Origin of the sequence: Streptomyces cynarae, assembly GCF_025642135.1 — a bacterium.
Taxonomy (GTDB): domain Bacteria; phylum Actinomycetota; class Actinomycetes; order Streptomycetales; family Streptomycetaceae; genus Streptomyces; species Streptomyces cynarae.
Genome location: NZ_CP106793.1, coordinates 2,248,992 through 2,267,123, shown reverse-complemented (window position 1 = coordinate 2,267,123; position 18,132 = coordinate 2,248,992). Strand labels below are relative to the sequence as shown.

18 protein-coding genes and 1 pseudogene are annotated in these 18,132 nt (G+C 69.7%); 16 read left to right on the top strand and 3 right to left on the bottom strand.

Translation table 11 applies throughout. The annotated features are described in order from the left end of the window. Positions 1-51: 51 nt before the first annotated feature. From N8I84_RS10690 to N8I84_RS10655, 8 genes are all read left to right on the top strand, one after another. Entirely contained in the window at positions 52-837 is a 786-nt protein-coding gene (locus N8I84_RS10690; RefSeq protein ID WP_263229300.1) for a helix-turn-helix transcriptional regulator, read from the top strand. Further along, positions 834-2,255 (top strand): Fe-S cluster assembly protein SufB, encoded by a 1,422-nt coding sequence (sufB, locus tag N8I84_RS10685; protein ID WP_200423273.1) that lies wholly within the window; start codon positions 834-836, stop codon positions 2,253-2,255. The genes N8I84_RS10690 and sufB overlap by 4 nt, the downstream gene beginning before the upstream one ends. A gap of 62 nt (positions 2,256-2,317) precedes the next feature. After that, complete coding sequence (sufD, locus tag N8I84_RS10680; RefSeq protein ID WP_263229299.1) at positions 2,318-3,502, top strand: Fe-S cluster assembly protein SufD; 1,185 nt, start codon at positions 2,318-2,320, stop codon at positions 3,500-3,502. Then, a complete protein-coding gene (locus N8I84_RS10675; protein ID WP_103844430.1) occupies positions 3,499-3,819 on the top strand; it encodes a non-heme iron oxygenase ferredoxin subunit in 321 nt (106 codons plus the stop codon). The genes sufD and N8I84_RS10675 overlap by 4 nt, the downstream gene beginning before the upstream one ends. Before the next feature lie 7 nt (positions 3,820-3,826). Then, positions 3,827-4,591, top strand: a complete 765-nt coding sequence (gene sufC, locus N8I84_RS10670) for a Fe-S cluster assembly ATPase SufC (protein WP_103844431.1) — start codon at positions 3,827-3,829, stop codon at positions 4,589-4,591. Then, positions 4,588-5,844, top strand: coding sequence for a cysteine desulfurase (locus tag N8I84_RS10665; RefSeq protein ID WP_263229298.1), 1,257 nt, complete (start codon positions 4,588-4,590; stop codon positions 5,842-5,844). The genes sufC and N8I84_RS10665 overlap by 4 nt, the downstream gene beginning before the upstream one ends. A gap of 17 nt (positions 5,845-5,861) precedes the next feature. Then, positions 5,862-6,329 (top strand): Fe-S cluster assembly sulfur transfer protein SufU, encoded by a 468-nt coding sequence (gene sufU / locus N8I84_RS10660; RefSeq protein WP_263229297.1) that lies wholly within the window; start codon positions 5,862-5,864, stop codon positions 6,327-6,329. After that, positions 6,326-6,661, top strand: coding sequence for a metal-sulfur cluster assembly factor (locus tag N8I84_RS10655; RefSeq protein ID WP_103844434.1), 336 nt, complete (start codon positions 6,326-6,328; stop codon positions 6,659-6,661). Before sufU ends, N8I84_RS10655 begins: the two co-directional genes overlap by 4 nt. Before the next feature lie 78 nt (positions 6,662-6,739). Here the strand turns inward: N8I84_RS10655 and N8I84_RS10650 are convergent, their stop codons facing one another. Then, positions 6,740-7,594: an AbfB domain-containing protein gene (locus tag N8I84_RS10650; protein ID WP_263229296.1), complete on the bottom strand. Its 855-nt coding sequence runs from the start codon at positions 7,592-7,594 to the stop codon at positions 6,740-6,742. A 282-nt stretch (positions 7,595-7,876) separates the two neighbouring features. On the opposite strand from N8I84_RS10650, the gene N8I84_RS10645 reads away from it, so the two are divergent. The 4 genes from N8I84_RS10645 to N8I84_RS10630 all read left to right on the top strand — a co-directional run bounded on the left by N8I84_RS10645 (position 7,877) and on the right by N8I84_RS10630 (position 10,425). Next, a complete protein-coding gene (locus N8I84_RS10645; RefSeq protein WP_263229295.1) occupies positions 7,877-8,197 on the top strand; it encodes a DMT family transporter in 321 nt (106 codons plus the stop codon). Continuing rightward, positions 8,197-8,733 (top strand): TetR/AcrR family transcriptional regulator, encoded by a 537-nt coding sequence (locus N8I84_RS10640; RefSeq protein WP_263229294.1) that lies wholly within the window; start codon positions 8,197-8,199, stop codon positions 8,731-8,733. Before N8I84_RS10645 ends, N8I84_RS10640 begins: the two co-directional genes overlap by 1 nt. Positions 8,734-8,827: 94 nt before the next feature. Then, entirely contained in the window at positions 8,828-9,817 is a 990-nt protein-coding gene (gene dapD / locus N8I84_RS10635; RefSeq protein WP_263229293.1) for a 2,3,4,5-tetrahydropyridine-2,6-dicarboxylate N-succinyltransferase, read from the top strand. Positions 9,818-10,053: 236 nt separating this feature from the next. Next, positions 10,054-10,425, top strand: a complete 372-nt coding sequence (locus tag N8I84_RS10630) for a VOC family protein (protein ID WP_200423264.1) — start codon at positions 10,054-10,056, stop codon at positions 10,423-10,425. 97 nt (positions 10,426-10,522) lie between these two features. On the opposite strand, the gene dapA is transcribed toward N8I84_RS10630, so the two are convergent. Beyond that, the gene (dapA, locus tag N8I84_RS10625; RefSeq protein ID WP_263229292.1) at positions 10,523-11,425 is read right to left on the bottom strand and encodes a 4-hydroxy-tetrahydrodipicolinate synthase; all 903 of its coding nucleotides are present in this window, start codon (positions 11,423-11,425) and stop codon (positions 10,523-10,525) included. Between the two features lie 232 nt (positions 11,426-11,657). Here dapA and N8I84_RS10620 point away from each other — a divergent pair, with 232 nt between their 5' ends. Then, the gene (locus N8I84_RS10620) at positions 11,658-11,810 is read left to right on the top strand and encodes a hypothetical protein (protein WP_263229291.1); all 153 of its coding nucleotides are present in this window, start codon (positions 11,658-11,660) and stop codon (positions 11,808-11,810) included. Then, positions 11,807-12,468 (top strand): annotated as a pseudogene (locus N8I84_RS10615) (hypothetical protein). The gene N8I84_RS10620 and the pseudogene N8I84_RS10615 overlap by 4 nt, the downstream one beginning before the upstream one ends. Positions 12,469-12,534: 66 nt before the next feature. On the opposite strand, the gene N8I84_RS10610 reads toward N8I84_RS10615, so the two are convergent. Beyond that, on the bottom strand, positions 12,535-14,361 hold the full coding sequence (locus N8I84_RS10610) for an endonuclease/exonuclease/phosphatase family protein (protein ID WP_263229290.1): 1,827 nt from the start codon (positions 14,359-14,361) through the stop codon (positions 12,535-12,537). A 311-nt stretch (positions 14,362-14,672) separates the two neighbouring features. On the opposite strand from N8I84_RS10610, the gene N8I84_RS10605 reads away from it, so the two are divergent. Together N8I84_RS10605 and N8I84_RS10600 are read left to right on the top strand one after the other, a co-directional pair. Beyond that, positions 14,673-16,100: a hypothetical protein gene (locus N8I84_RS10605; RefSeq protein ID WP_263229289.1), complete on the top strand. Its 1,428-nt coding sequence runs from the start codon at positions 14,673-14,675 to the stop codon at positions 16,098-16,100. A gap of 228 nt (positions 16,101-16,328) precedes the next feature. Further along, entirely contained in the window at positions 16,329-17,774 is a 1,446-nt protein-coding gene (locus N8I84_RS10600) for a PhoX family protein (RefSeq protein WP_263229288.1), read from the top strand. Positions 17,775-18,132 lie beyond the last annotated feature (358 nt).

The window sequence follows — 18,132 nt, the reverse complement described above, 5'->3', positions numbered from 1 at the left end:
CCGTCCGGACGGCGCTTGTCAGCTTCTGCGGAATTACGCAACAATGGCGTTGTGAAAAACGTCGGCGAGGCTCGGGAGACCCCGGTGGGGGCCCCTCAGGAGGAGCTCGCGGCTGGGATGCGCTCGGACCGCTCGACGCGCAACCGGGTCGCGCGGTCCATCCTGGACCACGGCCCGTCGACCGTCGCCGAGCTGGCCGGACGGCTGGGGCTCACCCAGGCGGCCGTACGCCGTCATCTGGACGCGCTCGTCGCCGACGACGTCGTGGAGGCGCGCGAGCAGCGTGTGTACGGCACGCGCACGCGCGGACGGCCCGCCAAGGTCTTCGCGCTCACGGACTGCGGCCGCGACGCATTCGACCAGTCGTACGACAAGCTCGCCGCGGACGCCCTGCGCTGGATCGCCGAGCACGAGGGCGGTGAGGCGGCCGTCGCCGCGTTCGCCCGCGCCCGGATCGCCGCCCAGGCCGGCGCGTACCGCGAGGCGATCGAGGCCGCCGCTCCCGAACGGCGCACCGAAGCACTGGCCAAGGCCCTGAGTGCGGACGGGTACGCTGCTACGGCGCGCAGCGCACCGGTCGGCGAGCAGCTGTGCCAGCACCACTGCCCGGTCGCCCATGTCGCGGAGCAGTTCCCGCAGCTGTGCGAGGCCGAGACGGAGGTCTTCTCCCAGCTGCTCGGCACGCACGTCCAGCGACTGGCCACGATCGCGCACGGCGACGGCGTCTGCACGACGTTCATCCCCAAGGCGGCGCACCAGACGCCCCACAAGGCTTCGAAGATTTCCGAGACCACCCACAACGCATCCGCTAGCACGGCCGGGAGGAACCCCGCATGACTCTCCCCACGGAGACTGCCCACCCTGAGCTCGAGGGCCTGGGCAAGTACGAATACGGCTGGGCCGACTCCGACGTGGCCGGTGCCTCCGCCAGGCGCGGCCTCAACGAGGAGGTCGTCCGCGACATCTCGGCGAAGAAGTCCGAGCCGGAGTGGATGACCAAGCTGCGCCTGAAGGGCCTGAAGCTCTTCGAGAAGAAGCCCATGCCGAACTGGGGCTCGGACCTGTCCGGCATCGACTTCGACAACATCAAGTACTTCGTGCGCTCCACGGAGAAGCAGGCGGAGTCCTGGGAGGACCTCCCCGAGGACATCAAGAACACGTACGACAAGCTGGGCATCCCGGAGGCGGAGAAGCAGCGCCTCGTGGCCGGTGTCGCGGCCCAGTACGAGTCCGAGGTCGTCTACCACCAGATCCGTGAGGACCTGGAGCAGCAGGGCGTCATCTTCCTCGACACCGACACCGCGCTGAAGGAGCACCCGGAGCTCTTCAAGGAGTACTTCGGCACGGTCATCCCGGCCGGTGACAACAAGTTCGCCGCGCTGAACACCGCCGTGTGGTCCGGCGGCTCCTTCATCTACGTGCCGAAGGGCGTGCACGTGGAGATCCCGCTCCAGGCCTACTTCCGCATCAACACCGAGAACATGGGCCAGTTCGAGCGGACCCTGATCATCGTCGACGAGGGTGCCTACGTGCACTACGTCGAGGGTTGTACGGCCCCGATCTACAAGAGCGACTCCCTGCACAGCGCGGTCGTCGAGATCATCGTCAAGAAGAACGCCCGCTGCCGCTACACGACCATCCAGAACTGGTCGAACAACGTCTACAACCTGGTCACCAAGCGCGCCGTCGCCTACGAGGGCGCGACCATGGAGTGGGTCGACGGCAACATCGGCTCCAAGGTGACGATGAAGTACCCCGCCGTCTACCTGATGGGCGAGCACGCCAAGGGCGAGACCCTCTCCATCGCCTTCGCGGGCGAGGGCCAGCACCAGGACGCGGGCGCCAAGATGGTCCACATGGCGCCGAACACGTCGTCCAACATCGTGTCGAAGTCCGTCGCGCGCGGTGGCGGCCGTACGTCCTACCGTGGTCTGATCGAGATCGGCGAGGGCGCCGCCGGATCGAAGTCGAACGTGCTCTGCGACGCGCTGCTCGTCGACACCATCTCCCGGTCGGACACGTACCCGTACGTGGACGTCCGTGAGGACGACGTCTCCATGGGTCACGAGGCCACCGTCTCCAAGGTGTCCGAGGACCAGCTCTTCTACCTGATGAGCCGCGGCCTGTCCGAGGACGAGGCGATGGCGATGATCGTGCGCGGCTTCGTCGAGCCGATCGCCAAGGAGCTGCCCATGGAGTACGCGCTGGAGCTCAACCGGCTGATCGAGCTGCAGATGGAGGGTGCGGTCGGCTGACGACCGCCGCCGGACAAGCAGCACGCAGATTTCTGACGCAGGAAGAGAGCACAACGACAGCCATGGCTGAGGCCCAGAACATTCCGGTGGGTTCGACCACCGCCGGCTCGATCGCGGTCGCCGCCGAGTCGACCGTCGCCACGCGCATGAGCGCGCCGCCGTCCTTCGACGTGGCGGACTTCCCGGTGCCGCACGGTCGCGAGGAGGAGTGGCGGTTCACCCCGCTGGAGCGGCTGCGCGGGCTGCACGACGGCACCGCCGTCGCGAACGGCGACGGCGTGAAGGTCGACGTCCAGGCCCCCGAGGGCGTCACCGTCGAGACCGTCGGCCGCGACGACGCGCGGCTCGGCAAGGCGGGCACCCCGGTGGACCGCGTCGCCGCCCAGGCGTACTCCGCCTTCGAGAAGGCCTCGGTCGTGACCGTCGCCAAGGACACCGTCCTCACCGAACCGATCCGTATCGCGGTGCACGGCGAGGGCGGGACCGCCTTCGGCCACCAGGTCATCGAGCTGGGCGCCTTCGCCGAAGCCGTCGTCGTCATCGACCACACCGGTGACGCGGTGCTCGCCGCCAACGTCGACTACGTCGTGGGTGACGGCGCCAAGCTGACCGTCGTCTCCGTCCAGGACTGGGACGACAAGGCCGTGCACGTGGCCCAGCACAACGCGCTGGTCGGCCGGGACGCGAGCTTCAAGTCCGTGATCGTGACCTTCGGCGGCGACGTGGTCCGTCTGCACCCCCGGGTGACCTACGCCGGCACCGGCGGCGAGGCCGAGCTGTTCGGCCTGTACTTCACCGACCGGGGCCAGCACCAGGAGCACCGGCTCTTCGTCGACCACAACACCCCGCACTGCAAGTCGAACGTCGTCTACAAGGGCGCGCTCCAGGGCGACGACGCGCACGCCGTGTGGATCGGTGACGTGCTCATCGAGGCCAAGGCCGAGGGCACGGACACGTACGAGATGAACCGCAACCTCGTCCTGACGGACGGCGCCCGCGTCGACTCGGTCCCCAACCTGGAGATCGAGACCGGCGAGATCGTCGGCGCCGGCCACGCCAGCGCCACCGGCCGCTTCGACGACGAGCAGCTGTTCTACCTGATGGCCCGCGGCATCCCGGAGCACGAGGCGCGCCGCCTCGTGGTCCGAGGCTTCTTCGCCGAGCTGGTCCAGCAGATCGGTGTCGCGGACATCGAGGAGCGGCTGATCGCCAAGATCGAAGAGGAGCTGGAGGCGTCGGTCGCATGAGCGCCTTCGTACGTGTCTGCGGTCTGAGCGAGCTGGAGGAGGACACCCCGAAGCGGGTGGAACTCGACGGCACGCCCATCTCCGTCGTGCGCACCGAGGGCGAGGTGTTCGCGATCAACGACATCTGCTCGCACGCGAACGTCTCCCTGTCCGAGGGCGAGGTCGACGACTGCCACATCGAGTGCTGGCTGCACGGCTCGCGCTTCGACCTCCGCTCCGGCAAGCCGGACGCCCTTCCCGCGACGCGCCCCGTCCCCGTATACCCCGTAAAGATCGAAGGGGACGACGTGCTCGTCTCCCTCACCCAGGAGTCCTGAGGCACCCATGGCAACGCTTGAAATCCGAGACCTGCACGTCACCGTCGAGGCCGACAACGCCACGAAGGAGATCCTCAAGGGCGTCGACCTCACCGTGAAGCAGGGCGAGACGCACGCCATCATGGGCCCCAACGGCTCGGGCAAGTCGACCCTCGCCTACTCGCTCGCGGGTCACCCCAAGTACACCGTCACCGGCGGCACCGTGCTGCTCGACGGCGAGGACGTCCTGGAGATGTCCGTCGACGAGCGCGCCCGCGCCGGCGTGTTCCTGGCGATGCAGTACCCGGTCGAGGTCCCCGGCGTCTCGGTCTCCAACTTCCTGCGCACCTCGGCCACCGCGATCCGCGGCGAGGCCCCGAAGCTGCGCACCTGGGTGAAGGAGGTCAAGGAGGCCATGGAGCGCCTCAACATCGACCCGTCCTTCGCCGAGCGCAACGTGAACGAGGGCTTCTCCGGCGGCGAGAAGAAGCGCCACGAGATCCTCCAGCTCGAGCTGCTCAAGCCGAAGATCGCGATCCTCGACGAGACCGACTCGGGTCTGGACGTCGACGCGCTCCGCATCGTCTCCGAGGGCGTCAACCGCGTCCGCGAGACCGGCGAGGTCGGCACCCTGCTGATCACGCACTACACGCGCATCCTGCGCTACATCAAGCCCGACCACGTCCACGTGTTCGCCGGCGGCCGCATCGTCGAGTCCGGCGGCCCGGAGCTCGCGGACAAGCTGGAGAACGAGGGCTACGAGGCATACGTGAAGGGTGGCGCATCCGCGTGACACAGCTGCCGGGCCTCCTCGACACCGAGGCGATCCGTAAGGACTTCCCCGTCCTGGACCGACTGGTCCACGACGGCAAGAAGCTCGTGTACCTGGACAACGCGGCGACGTCGCAGAAGCCGCGCCAGGTGCTGGACGTCCTCAGCGAGTACTACGAGCGCTACAACGCCAACGTCCACCGCGGTGTGCATGTGCTCGCCGAGGAGGCCACGGCGCTGTACGAGGGCGCGCGTGACAAGGTCGCCGAGTTCATCAACGCGCCGAGCCGCGACGAGGTGATCTTCACCAAGAACGCCTCCGAGTCGCTGAACCTCGTGGCGAACATGCTCGGCTGGGCCGACGAGCCCTACCGGGTGGACTCCGAGACCGAGATCGTCATCACGGAGATGGAGCACCACTCCAACATCGTGCCGTGGCAGCTGCTGGCGCAGCGCACGGGCGCGAAGCTGAAGTGGTTCGGCCTCACCGAGGACGGCCGCCTCGACCTGTCCGACATCGACGAGATCATCACGGAGAAGACGAAGATCGTCTCCTTCGTGCTGGTGTCGAACATCCTGGGCACCGTGAACCCGGTCGATGCGATAGTGCGCCGCGCCCAGGAGGTAGGCGCCCTGGTCTGCATCGACGCCTCCCAGGCTGCGCCGCACATGCCGCTGGACGTGCAGGCCCTGCAGGCCGACTTCGTGGCCTTCACCGGCCACAAGATGTGCGGCCCGACCGGCATCGGCGTGCTGTGGGGACGCCAGGAGCTGCTGGAGGACCTGCCTCCGTTCCTGGGTGGCGGTGAGATGATCGAGACGGTGTCGATGCACTCGTCGACGTACGCCCCCGCCCCGCACAAGTTCGAGGCGGGCACCCCGCCGATCGCGCAGGCGGTCGGTCTCGGCGCCGCCATCGACTATCTGAACTCGATCGGCATGGACAAGATCCTCGCCCACGAGCACGCGCTCACCGAGTACGCGGTGAAGCGGCTGAGCGAGGTTCCCGACCTGAAGATCATCGGCCCCACCACGGCCGAGGACCGGGGCGCCGCGATCTCCTTCACGCTCGGCGACATCCACCCGCACGACGTGGGCCAGGTCCTCGACGAGCAGGGCATCGCGGTCCGTGTCGGCCACCACTGCGCCCGCCCGGTGTGCCTCAGGTACGGAATTCCTGCGACCACGCGAGCGTCGTTCTATCTGTACTCCACGCCGGCCGAGATCGACGCACTGGTCGAGGGCCTGGAGCACGTACGGAACTTCTTCGGCTGAAGGGCGTGAGCTGAAACGTGAAGCTGGACTCCATGTACCAGGAAGTCATCCTGGACCACTACAAGAACCCGCACGGGCGGGGCTTGCGGGATGGCGACGCCGAGGTGCACCACGTGAACCCGACGTGCGGCGACGAGATCACCCTTCGCGTGAAGTACGACGGCACGACGATCAAGGACGTCTCGTACGAGGGCCAGGGCTGCTCCATCAGCCAGGCCTCGGCCTCCGTACTGAACGAGCTGCTCGTCGGCAAGGAACTGGCCGAGGCGCAGAAGATCCAGGAGACCTTCCTGGAGCTGATGCAGTCCAAGGGCAGGACCGAGCCCGACGACGCGATGGAGGACGTCCTGGAGGACGCGGTCGCGTTCGCCGGGGTGTCCAAGTACCCGGCGCGGGTGAAGTGCGCCCTCCTGAGCTGGATGGCGTGGAAGGACGCGACGGCCCAGGCGCTGGGCGGAGCCGAGGCCGAAAGGAAGACGGCATGAGCGACACCGTGGAGATGAAGCCGGTCTCGGAGGAGGAGCTCCGCGAGGCCCTGATGGACGTCGTCGACCCCGAGCTGGGCATCGACGTCGTCAACCTGGGGCTGATCTACGGCATCCACATCGACGAGGCGGCGAACATCGCCACCGTCGACATGACCCTGACCTCGGCGGCCTGCCCGCTGACGGACGTGATCGAGGACCAGGCCAAGTCCGCCACGGACGGCCTCGTCAACGAGCTGCGCATCAACTGGGTCTGGATGCCGCCGTGGGGCCCCGACAAGATCACGGATGACGGCCGCGAGCAGCTGCGGGCGCTCGGGTTCAACGTCTGAGATCCCCGAGGCGCGAGCCACTAGCGGAGAAACGGCGAGGTCCGATGGGGCCTCGCCGTTTCGCATGCCCGGACCGGTTCAGGCGAGTCCGTCCACCAGACGGAACGCCGAGTCCGCCCGGTACAGGTCGCCGGCCTGGTACGGGTCCAGCTTGAGCTGGAAGTTCTGGTGGCGCAGGAAGCGGCCGGGGTAGTTGACCGACTCCAGCATGACCGCTCCGTAGTACGACGACGGGCGGGGGCAGAAGGTGGCGTCCTGCCGGAACAGGGAGGAGCCGTCGTCGGGCTCGTCGCGCAGGAGGAAGTTCCGGTGGCGCAGGTAGGTGCCGTCGGTCGTGGCGAAGGAGTAACAGGAGGCGTCCGCAAGGCCGTTGACGACCTTGAAGTTGGCGTCGCGGCGGGCCGGGGCGGAGCCGATCGGGTCGAGCTTCACGTAGTCGCCGCTGATGTGCCAGTACCGGTCGCGGTAGTTGACCGAGCGGACCGAGCTCCAGGTGGCGGACGGCGTGGACTTCGGGGGCTTGGGGGCGGTCGGCTTCGAGGCGTGAGAGGCGGGCTCTGCCCCGGCCGAGTGCTGGGCGGGCTCGGGAGAGGGCGAGTCCGCCTGGGTGGCCGGGGACGCCTTGCCGGACGTCAGGCCGCTCTTCCCGCTGGGCGCCGCCACGGGGGAGGGGGGCAGCGAGAAGTCGGGCACGTCCGGGTCGCCCAGCGCGACGGCCGTGTCCTGCGCGCGCTTCGGTGACGGGGAGTCACTTGTCCTGCCCAGTACGGAGATCGCTATCGCGCTGGTGGAGAAGACGGCCACGGCGAGCAGCCCTGCCGCCCAGAGTCTGCGGGATCCCGGTGTCCGGGCTTCGCCCGGGACATTGCCCGTCTCCCACACCGGGGAAGGGGCGGGCCGGGCCGGAGCGGGTGGGGGGTTGGTGTCTGGCATGCGCGGTTCCCTCGGCGTCGCCGTACGGCGGACGCGGAATCGTCAGAAAGCGGGTTGTGGCACAACGGGAGAAAGCGGGGAAGACAGAGGCCGACCCGGGCCACGGGCACGCGGAACGGCGGCGACCGTGAAAGCCGGGTGATCGAACGGTGAAACTGTAGTGGACATGACGGGTTCTCAGCACCCGTTTGAGAGCGGTTTCTCGATGGCGCGCCCAGCGTCCCCATTTTGTGCGCGCATCGATGTGTACGGGCGTACACATCGATGCGTACACTCGTCCACATGGGATACGCGTTCCTCTCCGGGGCCATCGCGGCCGAAGTCGCGGCCACGACCGCCATGAAGTACAGCGACGGGTTCAGCAGGCTCGGGCCCTCGCTGGTGACCCTCCTCGGCTATGTCGTCTCCTTCCTGCTGCTGGCACAGACCCTGAAGACCCTGTCGATCGGCACCGCGTACGCGATCTGGTCCGGCGCCGGAACCGCCACCGTCGCCATGATCGGCCTGGTGCTCTTCGGGGAGGGGCTGGGCCTTGCGAAGATCGCCGGCATCGCGCTGATCGTCGGCGGGGTGGTGGTCCTGAACCTGGGAGGTGCGCACTGATGCCCCGCCGCTACGACCCCGAGCGGCGCCGGCGGATCATCGACGCGGCGATCCGGGTGGTGGGGAAGAAGGGCATCGCCGGGCTGAGCCACCGCTCGGTCGCCGCCGAGGCCGACGTGCCGCTCGGCTCCACGACGTACCACTTCAAAACCCTGGACGAGCTGATGGTCGCCGCGCTGCGGCAGGCGAACGAGGGGTTCGCCAGGACGCTCACCGAGAGCGGCCTGCTGGAGAACACCGAGGGCGACCTCGCGGCGGGCCTCGCCCGGCTGCTGGGTAAGTGGCTGGACGGCGACCGCGCGGGCGTCGAGCTGGAGTACGAGCTGTATCTCGCGGCCCTGCGCCGTCCGGCGCTGCGGCCCGTCGCCGCCGAGTGGGCGGAGCAGACCGCCGAGTGGCTGGCGCGGCGTACGGATCCGGCCACGGCCCGGGCACTGCTCGCCCTGCTGGACGGGATCTGTCTACAGGTACTGCTGACGGGGGCGCCGTACGACGAGGAGTACGCGCGGGAGGCCCTGGCCCGGGTCATCCCCTGATCCGTGCCCGACTCCGACGGCGAGGCCGACCGGCACCTGAGACGCCCCCCGCACCGGTTCGCCCCTGCGCGCCCGGCCACGTTAGGTTTCCCCTATGACCGACACGACTGCTCCCCGTACCACCGGTGCCGTGGCCGCCGGCCTCGCCACCGTCGCCGCCGACGGCACCGTTCTCGACACCTGGTTCCCCGCTCCCGAGCTGACCGACGAGCCCGGCCCGTCCGGCACCGAGCGGCTGTCCGCCGAGAAGGCCGTGGAGCTGCTCGGTGAAGGCGCCGCCAAGGCGATCGGCCCGGACGCCCGCCGGGGCGTCGAGGTGGTCGCGGTGCGCACGGTCATCGCCTCGCTCGACGAGAAGCCGATCGACACGCACGACGTCTATCTGCGCCTCCACCTGCTCTCCCACCGCCTGGTCAAGCCGCACGGCCAGAACCTGGAGGGCATCTTCGGGCTCCTCGCCAACGTCGCCTGGACCTCGCTCGGCCCGGTCGCCGTCGACGACGTCGAGAAGGTGCGCCTGAACGCCCGCGCCGAGGGCCTGCACCTCCAGGTGACCTCCATCGACAAGTTCCCGCGCATGACGGACTACGTCGCCCCCAAGGGCGTCCGCATCGCCGACGCCGACCGGGTCCGCCTCGGTGCGCACCTCGCCGAGGGCACGACCGTCATGCACGAGGGCTTCGTGAACTTCAACGCCGGCACGCTCGGCACCTCCATGGTCGAGGGCCGCATCTCCGCGGGCGTCGTGGTCGGCGACGGCTCGGACATCGGCGGCGGTGCCTCCACCATGGGCACGCTGTCCGGCGGCGGCAACGTGATCATCTCCATCGGCGAGCGCTGCCTGATCGGCGCGGAGGCGGGCGTCGGCATCGCCCTCGGCGACGAGTGCGTCGTCGAGGCAGGCCTGTACGTCACCGCCGGCACCCGGGTCACCCTGCCCGACGGCCAGATCGTCAAGGCCCGTGAGCTCAACGGCGCCTCCAACATCCTCTTCCGCCGCAACTCCGTCACCGGCAAGGTCGAGGCCCGGCCGAACAACGCGGTCTGGGGCGGCCTGAACGAGATCCTGCACAGCCACAACTGACCAACGGCGGCCGTGACCTGCGGCCGCCTCATCGATCAACGCCCTGAGCTGCCGAGGTGTGGCAGTCGTCGGCCTTGGTCATCGTTGAGCGCCCTTCCACGGCCCGAGGACGGCCCGGGAGGGCGCTCGTGTCGCTCATGTCCTGCCCCGGACGACAGTGGGCGGCGCCAGGTTCTGGCCTGCGGCCGCCTCCGGGCTGTTCATCGCGGAAGTCCACCGATCGGTTGGGAGATGCCGTGCCCCTGCAGATGAAGTTGGTCGCGATAACCCTCGACTGCCCTGATCCGCCGGCTTTGGCGGCGTTCTACCAGCAGGCCACCGGTCTCGAACCCCACCCGAAGTCGGACGCCGACTTCGCCGGTCTCAACCATGAAGACGGACTCTTCATCGGTTTTCAACGCGTCGACGACTACCGGGCTCCGCGCTGGCCTGAACAAACCGTTCCCCAGCAGCTTCACATCTGCTTCAAGGTCGATGACTTGGACGAAGCCGAAGCCCGCCTGCTGGAGCTGGGCGCGGGCAAGCCGGACCACCAGCCTCACGAGGCTGCCAGGGCGCGGGTTCTCACCGATCCGGCTGGACATCCTTTCTGCATCACCCGGAGCTGACCGGGCATCCAGAGGGGTCGGAAGGGGCACGGCGGTCCCGCTCGGCAGCGGGGACCGGTACGCCGTCGAGGACCTGCTGCGGAACGCTCTGTGGTGATCAGGCCGTCACCAGCCGCTCGTACGCCGCCAGCAGTCCGTCGACCGTCTCGCGGCCGGCGGGCCGCAGCGGCGCGCGGACCGGGCCCGCGGGCCGGCCGAGCGCCCCCAGCAGGCCCTTGGCGGTCACCGTGCCGGGCAGGCCGGCGGCCATCATCAGGTCGATGAGCGGGGTGGCCTGTTGTTGGAGCCGGGCCGCACGAGCCGTGTCCCCCGCGTCGAACGCGTCCAGAACCGACCGGAGCCGGCGCGGGACGGCGTTCGCGACCGTGCTGACGTAACCGGCGGCGCCGACCGCGTAGAGGGCGAGGTTGTGCTCGTCGCAGCCGGCGTAGTACGCCAACTCGGTCCGCGCCAGCACCTTCTGGGTGCCGAGGAAGTCGTACGCGCAGTCCTTGACCGCCACGATCCGCGGATGCGCCGCGAGCCGGATCATCGTCTCCGGCTCGATGCGGGTGCCGGTGCGGCCCGGGATGTCGTAGAGCATGAGCGGCAGTGCCGAGGCGTCGGCGATCTCGCGGAAGTGGGCCTCTACCGCGTCCTGCGGCGGGCGGCTGTAGTACGGCGTGACCACCAGCAGCCCGTCCGCGCCCGCCTTTTCGGCCTCCAGTGCCAGTTCCACGGTGTGCCGGGTGTCCGAGGTGCCGACACCCGCGACGATGGACGCCCGCTCGCCGACCGCCTCCCGTACCGCCCGTACCAGCGCGGACTTCTCGGCGTCGGTGGTGGTCGGGGACTCTCCCGTGGTGCCCGACAGCACCAGGCCGTCGCAGCCCTCGCTCACGAGCAGGTCGGCGAGCCGCTGTGCGCCGTCGAGGTCGAGTGCGCCGGCCTCGGTGAAGGGGGTGATCATGGCGCACAGCGCGCGGCCGAAGGGACGGGCGGTGAGGAGTGTGGTCGTCATGGGAGTAGTCTCGGCATCTCAACCGTGAAGCTCCACTTAATTCTCCTACAGGATATTGATTAGGGATGCTTGAGTGGGGGGGCTTCCAGTGGAGCGAGCCCTTGGGGCGCGGAGTGCACGGGAGGGGCCCACGCGGTGCGCGGTGCGGGACCGTCGGCGACCAGGCACTGGTGCCAAATCGGGCCGCGTGGGTCACCATGGCCGGGACGGTAACCAACAGCCGGGAGGCGTCATGAAGCTGGGCAAGGCACTCGCCACCGGGGTCGCCGAGGAGCGCCCGCAGGTGCATGAGGAACAGGCCGACCTCCGGGTCGCCGACGTCGCCGACATCGCGGAGCCCGTCGAGGAGGCACCCGCCCCCGAAGAGGTTCCGGTCGCGCGATGAGACTGCGGCTCCCCGAGGAACGACCGACGGAGCCGCCGACCGGATACAAGATCGCCCACCCGGTGCTGTCCCAGGACGGCACCCGGGCCGGGTTCACCGGTGTGTCGCTGGGCGGCGCGCTGCCCTACGCGGTCCTCGACGAGGCCCGGTGCGTCTACGGCCTGCGGCACCGCGCGCCGCACCGCCGCTGCGACTGCGGCTTCCACTGCGTCCACGACCGCGCGGAGGCGGAGGCGCTGCTGTGCACCGGGGAGCACCGGGCGGCCGTGCTGCTCGAGGTCGCGGTCCTCGGCGCGTACATCCGCTTCGAACGCGGCTTCCGGTACGCGCGCCAGCGGGTGCGGACGATGACGGTCGGCGCCTGCGCGTGCGGAGCGCCGCCGCGGCGCTGGCCGACGCCGGCTGGGGGCGGCCGGGCTGGCGCGTCCTCCAGGCGTCGTGCGCCGGGTGCGTACGCGGCCGTACGTCCCTGTCGCTCGCGGCGTTCGCCCGGCTCGCGGGGGAGGGGCTGCGGGTTCGGGCCGCATCGGGGGCCGAGGCCCCACCGGCCGATCTCGGCGTGTCCGAGCTGGTCGCCGAGGCGGCCCTGCTCCAGGCCCGGCTCGACTGGTTCCAGAGCCGACTGGCGCGTCTGGAGAACGGCGGACCCAAGCGGTGACCGGGACTCTCTGGTGGCGGGGCCGGCTGGACGGGGTGTTCAGCCGGCCCCGAGCCCGAGGGACGGCTACGGCCGGAACCGCAGCACCTGCGGGTCGTGGTCGCTGATCTGGTCGTGGAACTCCGAGTTGACGTGCACGCTGTCGTAGTCCAGGTCGCAGCCGCGGCGGATCGACGGGCTGACCAGGATCTGGTCCAGGACCTGCTCGTTGCCCTGGTAGTCGTACGTGTACCGCTCGCTCCTCGGCAGCGACTTGATCGCCGACCACAGCTCGCCGTCACCCTCGAGGATCTTCGCGGTGCCGGAGAACTCGAAGTCGTTCATGTCGCCGAGCGCGATGACGTCTGCGTTCTTCTGCGTGTCGAGGATGTCCTTGACGAAGGTGTTCACCTCGGTGGCCTGCAGGTGGCGCTGCACCTCCGAGCTGCGCGTCGGCGGCTGGTACTGCGCGTGCAGCGACTGGTCGCCGCCCTTGGAGGTGAGGTGGTTGGCGATCACGAAGACCGTCCGGCCGCGGAAGACGAACTCGCCGACCAGCGGCTTGCGGCTGGACTTCCATGCGTCGCTGGCCGGGTCGATACGACCGGGCGACACCGTCAGCTGCGCCTTGCCGTGCACCTTGGTGACGCCCACGGCGGTCGTGGAGTCGCCGCCCGGCCGGTCGGTGAAGGAGACCCGCTGCGGGTTGAACAGGAAGACCTGGCGGATGTTGCCGCCGGGCTCGCCGCCGTCCTGGTCGTTGACCGGGTCGATCGAGCGCCAGTCGTACTTCGGGCCGCCCGCCGCGACGATCGCGTCGATCAGCGTGTTCACCGTCTGGCTCGCGTCGACCGTGCCGTCGTCCTTGGCGCCGTTGTCGTCCTGGATCTCCTCCAGGGACACGATGTCCGGCGACTGCAGGTTGTTCACGATCGCGGAGGCGTGGGCCGCGAACGTGGTGTCCGACGGGTCCAGGTTCTCCACGTTGTAGGTCGCCACGGCAAGCTCGCCGCGCTCCTGCTTGCGGGTGGTCTCCCGCTGCAGCCCGCCGCTCTCGAGAGTGCCCAGCCGGCCGGCGACCAGGGTGTAACCCCCGAACTGGTTGTAGTCCAGCGGACCGGTCGTGGTGCCGGCGAGCGTGTCATCGACGTTCGCCTGCGGGAAGTCGGCGGTCGAGCCGAGGGACTGGATCTGCAGCCGTCCGGTGTTCTGGGAGTCGTAGGAGCCGTAGACCGTGCCGCCGCGGCGGTTGGCGTGCTCGTGCGGCTTCACCGTGACCCACAGCTCGCTGTACGGGTCGGTGGCGGTGACCACGCGGGCATCGGCGACCTGGACGTTCATGCCCTCCAGGGACTCGTAGTAGTCCAGGGCGTACGTCGACGGCCGAAGCGTCAGACCGTTGATCGAGCCGTTCGCGGCCGGGTCGCCCGCCGGGGCGTACTCGGCGGGGACGGAGTCCTCGTCGATCACGACCGGCGCCGGGACGGTGTTGCCGCTGGAACGGACCGTCACCGTCGGCTTGGTGATCTCCGTGACCGACTGGTTGCCGGACGAGGTGCCGCCCGGGACGTACTCCGATACCGTGCCCGTCACCGTCACCGCGTCGCCGACCGCGACCTTCGGGGTGGAGCTGGTGAAGACGAAGACGCCCTCACTGGTGGCCGGGTCGTCGTCCGGGGTGGGGTCCTGCATCCAGAACCCTCTCGACGAGCCGTAGGTCCGCACACCCGTGACGATTCCGGCCACGTCCGTGACCTTCTGGCCCGCGAGCGGTGATATCCGGGTGGTGCCCTGGATGTCGTGGATGCGCACGGTGTCCGCGTGCGCGGGAGAGGTGAGGACCACCCCGGACACGGCGGAGCAGACGGCGGCGACGGTGAGCGCGGCGAGCCGCGCGGAAGACTTGCTCGGCAACGGAATCCCTCCGGGGAGATACGTGGGCGCCGGGACGAAGTGGAGCGTGGAACCGGGGGCCGCGACCGGTGGGGCGGTGGCGACGCGCGTAGCAGGCGACGGACGGCACCGAACCTCAGTGAACAGCTGTCCCCCGACTTCTACGCGCGTCAATCTCCTGTGTTCTCAGGCCAGTTGTCAAGGTTTCGGCCATGTACGGCCTCCGGCCAGGAGATGAACCGGGCGGCATGGGTGGAAATCCGTCTAGGCTGAGCAGTGTGTTTCGGGGCGCCCCTCGGCCACCACGTACGTCCCCCAAGGAGACCCAGCCGATGTCACACAGCTCCCTCCTGCCGCCGGTCCGGCTGCGTTCCGAGGCGGAGCTCGCACGGGACGCGCTCGCCACACCGCTGCTCTCCCGCGCTGCCCGGCTCGCCCGCTGGGCCGGACCGGACACACGCGTCGGCCCCGGGGGCGAGTTGGTCGAGGAGCAGCTGCCCGCCGCGGCCGAGGTCCTCGGGCTGACCGGCGAGGGCGCCGTCGCCGACGCGAGCGAGGCCTGGCGGGTCGCCGTCGACGCCGGCCTCGTCCAGGTCGTGGACCTGGAGGCGGGGACGGTCACCACCGGCGCCGACCTGGCATTGCTCACCTCCGGCAGCCCGGGCGACGTGCTCGGCGTCTGGCTGGGCGCGCTGGAGGCCGTGCTCGCCGACGCGAGCGTGCCCGAGCTGGACGGGCTCGCCGACGCCATGGGGGAGGACGGCGGGATCGACCTGTCCTCCCTCGACTGGGACCCGGAGGCGGAGGCCGAGTTCCTCGACGGAGTGCTCGGCAACCTCTACGTGCTGACGGTCAGTGAGGGGGGACCCGGCGACAGCGCGGTGCCGCTGCCTGCCCTCGCCGCGTCGATGATCGTGCCCGACGACATGGGCGAACCCACCGACGACGTCCTGGAGCAGGTCTCGGACGCCATGATGCGGCTGGACGACCAGTTCCGGATCCTCGAGCCCATCGGGCTCGTCGACTTCCAGCCGGTCGACGAGGCGTTGATGACCGACGCCGAGGACGAGTCCACGGCGGGCGTCGACGTGGCGGACGTGAGCCGGTACGGGATGGTACGGCTGACGCCGCTCGGGCTGTACGGGATGCGGACCAGGCTGCAGGAGGCCGGGATGACGGCGCCCGCGGTGGGGGAGCTGGCCGACAAGGGCGCGGACGCCCTGCTCGACGGCACGTCGGGGTTCCCGCCCGCGGCCGCACAGGCGGAGACGGAGCAGTGGCTGGCACGCCGGGAACCGCTGACGGCGGCGCGGGATCTGCTGGCCGCCGCACGGGGCTCGGACGCCGGAGCGCCCCTGCGCCGGCTCCGCTGCCAACAGGCGCTGTCCCTCGTCGGACTTCAGGCGGAGCCCGCGCTGCGCGAGGTGCTGGACGACGCCGAACTGGGCGGCCTGGCACGGGTTTGGCTCACCGAGCGCGGGGCGGCGGACGTGCCGGCACCGCCGGAGTCGATGGTGTTCTGGCTGACCATCGACACGGTGGCCGCGCAGCTGGCGGCCGAGGGCAACTCGGAGGAACTGCAGGGCCTGGTGGAGGGCCTGGCGGCCCAGCACAGCGGCTTCTTCGCGACGGCGTGGCGGGTGGACCATCCGGCCACTCCGGACGTCCTGGAGGCGATGGGGCGTCTGCACCCGGACAAGAAGGTGGCGAAGGAGGCGAGGAAGGCGGCGTTCAAGGCGCGGTCGCAGCAGGGGGGTTGACCGTCGGCGCCGTGGCCTCGCTCGGTGGGTGACGGGGCGGGACGTTGCCGTGGCATTGCCCGGTCTTGGTGTGTGCCCTGCCCGCCCAGAGCTGTGCTTTGCGGATTCATGGAAAAACGTGCCCAGCCGTCGGCTGCCGTTCAACGGGAGTTCAGGCACGGGCGCGACTGTTTCGCCGACCCGAGGTCCGCCACCCTCCACGGCACGCCCACCGTCACAGGAGACACCATGTCGCTCACCCGCAGGGACTTCGCCAGAAAATCCGCGATCACCGGTGCCGGAGTCGCACTGGCGGGCAGCGTCGGCGCCCTCGCCACCGCTCCCAACGCCCTTGCCTCCACGGAGACCGACAGCGAAGGCGCGGAAGCGGCCGGCGCGCACGGCGGAGTCGGCTACGGGCCGCTGGTCCCCGACCCTGACGGCATCCTCGCCCTGCCCGCCGGGTTCTCGTACCGCGTCATCACCTACAGCGGCAGGACCAAGCTGGAGTCCGGCGAGTTCACCCCGTCCAACCACGACGGCACCTCCACCTTCACCGGCCCCCGCGGCGCCACCCTCCTCGTCAACAACCACGAGCTCAAGGGCCCCCGCTCCCAGTGGAAGTACCCGGTACCGCTCACCGAGGGCCTCGTCTACGACCCGGCCGCGTCCGGCGGCTGCACCGTCGTCGAGGTCCGCCAAGACCATGTCGCCGAGTGGGTCGGCATCGCCGGCACCTCCACCAACTGCGCCGGTGGCAACACCCCCTGGGGGACCTGGCTGACCTGCGAGGAGACCGAGGACAAGGCCGGCCAGAACGGCATGACCAAGGACCACGGGTACGTCTTCGAGGTCGACCCCGAGGACCGCCGCGCCAACCGCGGCCCCAAGCCCATCAAGGCCCTCGGCCGCTACGCCCACGAGGCCGTCGTGGTCGACCCCAAGCGCGGCCACCTGTACCTGACGGAGGACGCGTCCGGCCCGAACGGCCTGCTCTACCGGTGGACCCCGCCGGAGGGCTTCAAGCACGGCCGCGGCAAGCTGCGTACCCTCGCGGACGAAGCGGGCGTGCTGCAGGCCTTCAAGTGCTTCGACTCCGGCGGCAAGTTCGTCGACGACCTGTCCCGCGCCACGAAGATCGGCACGGTGTACGGCGTCGACTGGGTGACCGTCCCCGACCGCGACGCCAAGACGACCTCGATCCGCAAGCAGTTCACCGACGGCCAGGTCACCCGCGCCCGCAAGCTCGAGGGCATGTGGTGGGGCGACGGCGGCGCCTACATCGTGTCCTCCTACGCACGCGAGGAGAGCCCCGTCCAACATGACGGCCAGGTCTGGTTCTACGACCCGAAGCGCCGCACCCTCACCCTGAAGGTCCTGCTCGGGGTGAACCCCGACCCGGCCGAGGACGGCGGCTTCGACGGCCCCGACAACATCACCGTCTCGCCGTACGGCGGCCTGGTCATCGCCGAGGACGGCGAGGGCGTCCAGCACCTCTTCGGCGCCACCGACAGCGGCCGCACGTACCCCATCGCCCGCAACGAACTGAACATCGGCACCGAGGACGAGCCGGAGTACAGCGAATTCACCGGCGTCACCTTCTCGCCCGACGGCAGGACCCTGTACGCCAACATCCAGGAGCCCGGCATCATGCTGGCCGTCACGGGGCCCTGGAAGCGGCAGAAGCGCGACTGACGGCGGCAACTCCCGGCGCAATTTAATTCGTTCGCCCGGCCCGCGGTACTCCTCCTAGAGTGATGCACGTCCAGGTGCGAAGGCAGGACCTACTTCCACTGATAATGGGGCGGCCGCGGGTTCGAGTCCCGCCACCGGTACAACAGGCCGGTGTAGCTCAGGGGCAGAGCACCAACGTCGGTTCCGCCGACCTCGATCTCTGGACACCACAACTTCACGCACCTCCCGGTGCGCGGGCTGCGGCTACTTCTTCTCTCCAAAGAATCCGATGCCGCCGCCGACTTGATCTCGGGAGGCGCAGCACATGGTGGATGCCCGGTGCGCAGGCAGCGGATACTTCAGGGACCTGGTCAAGAAA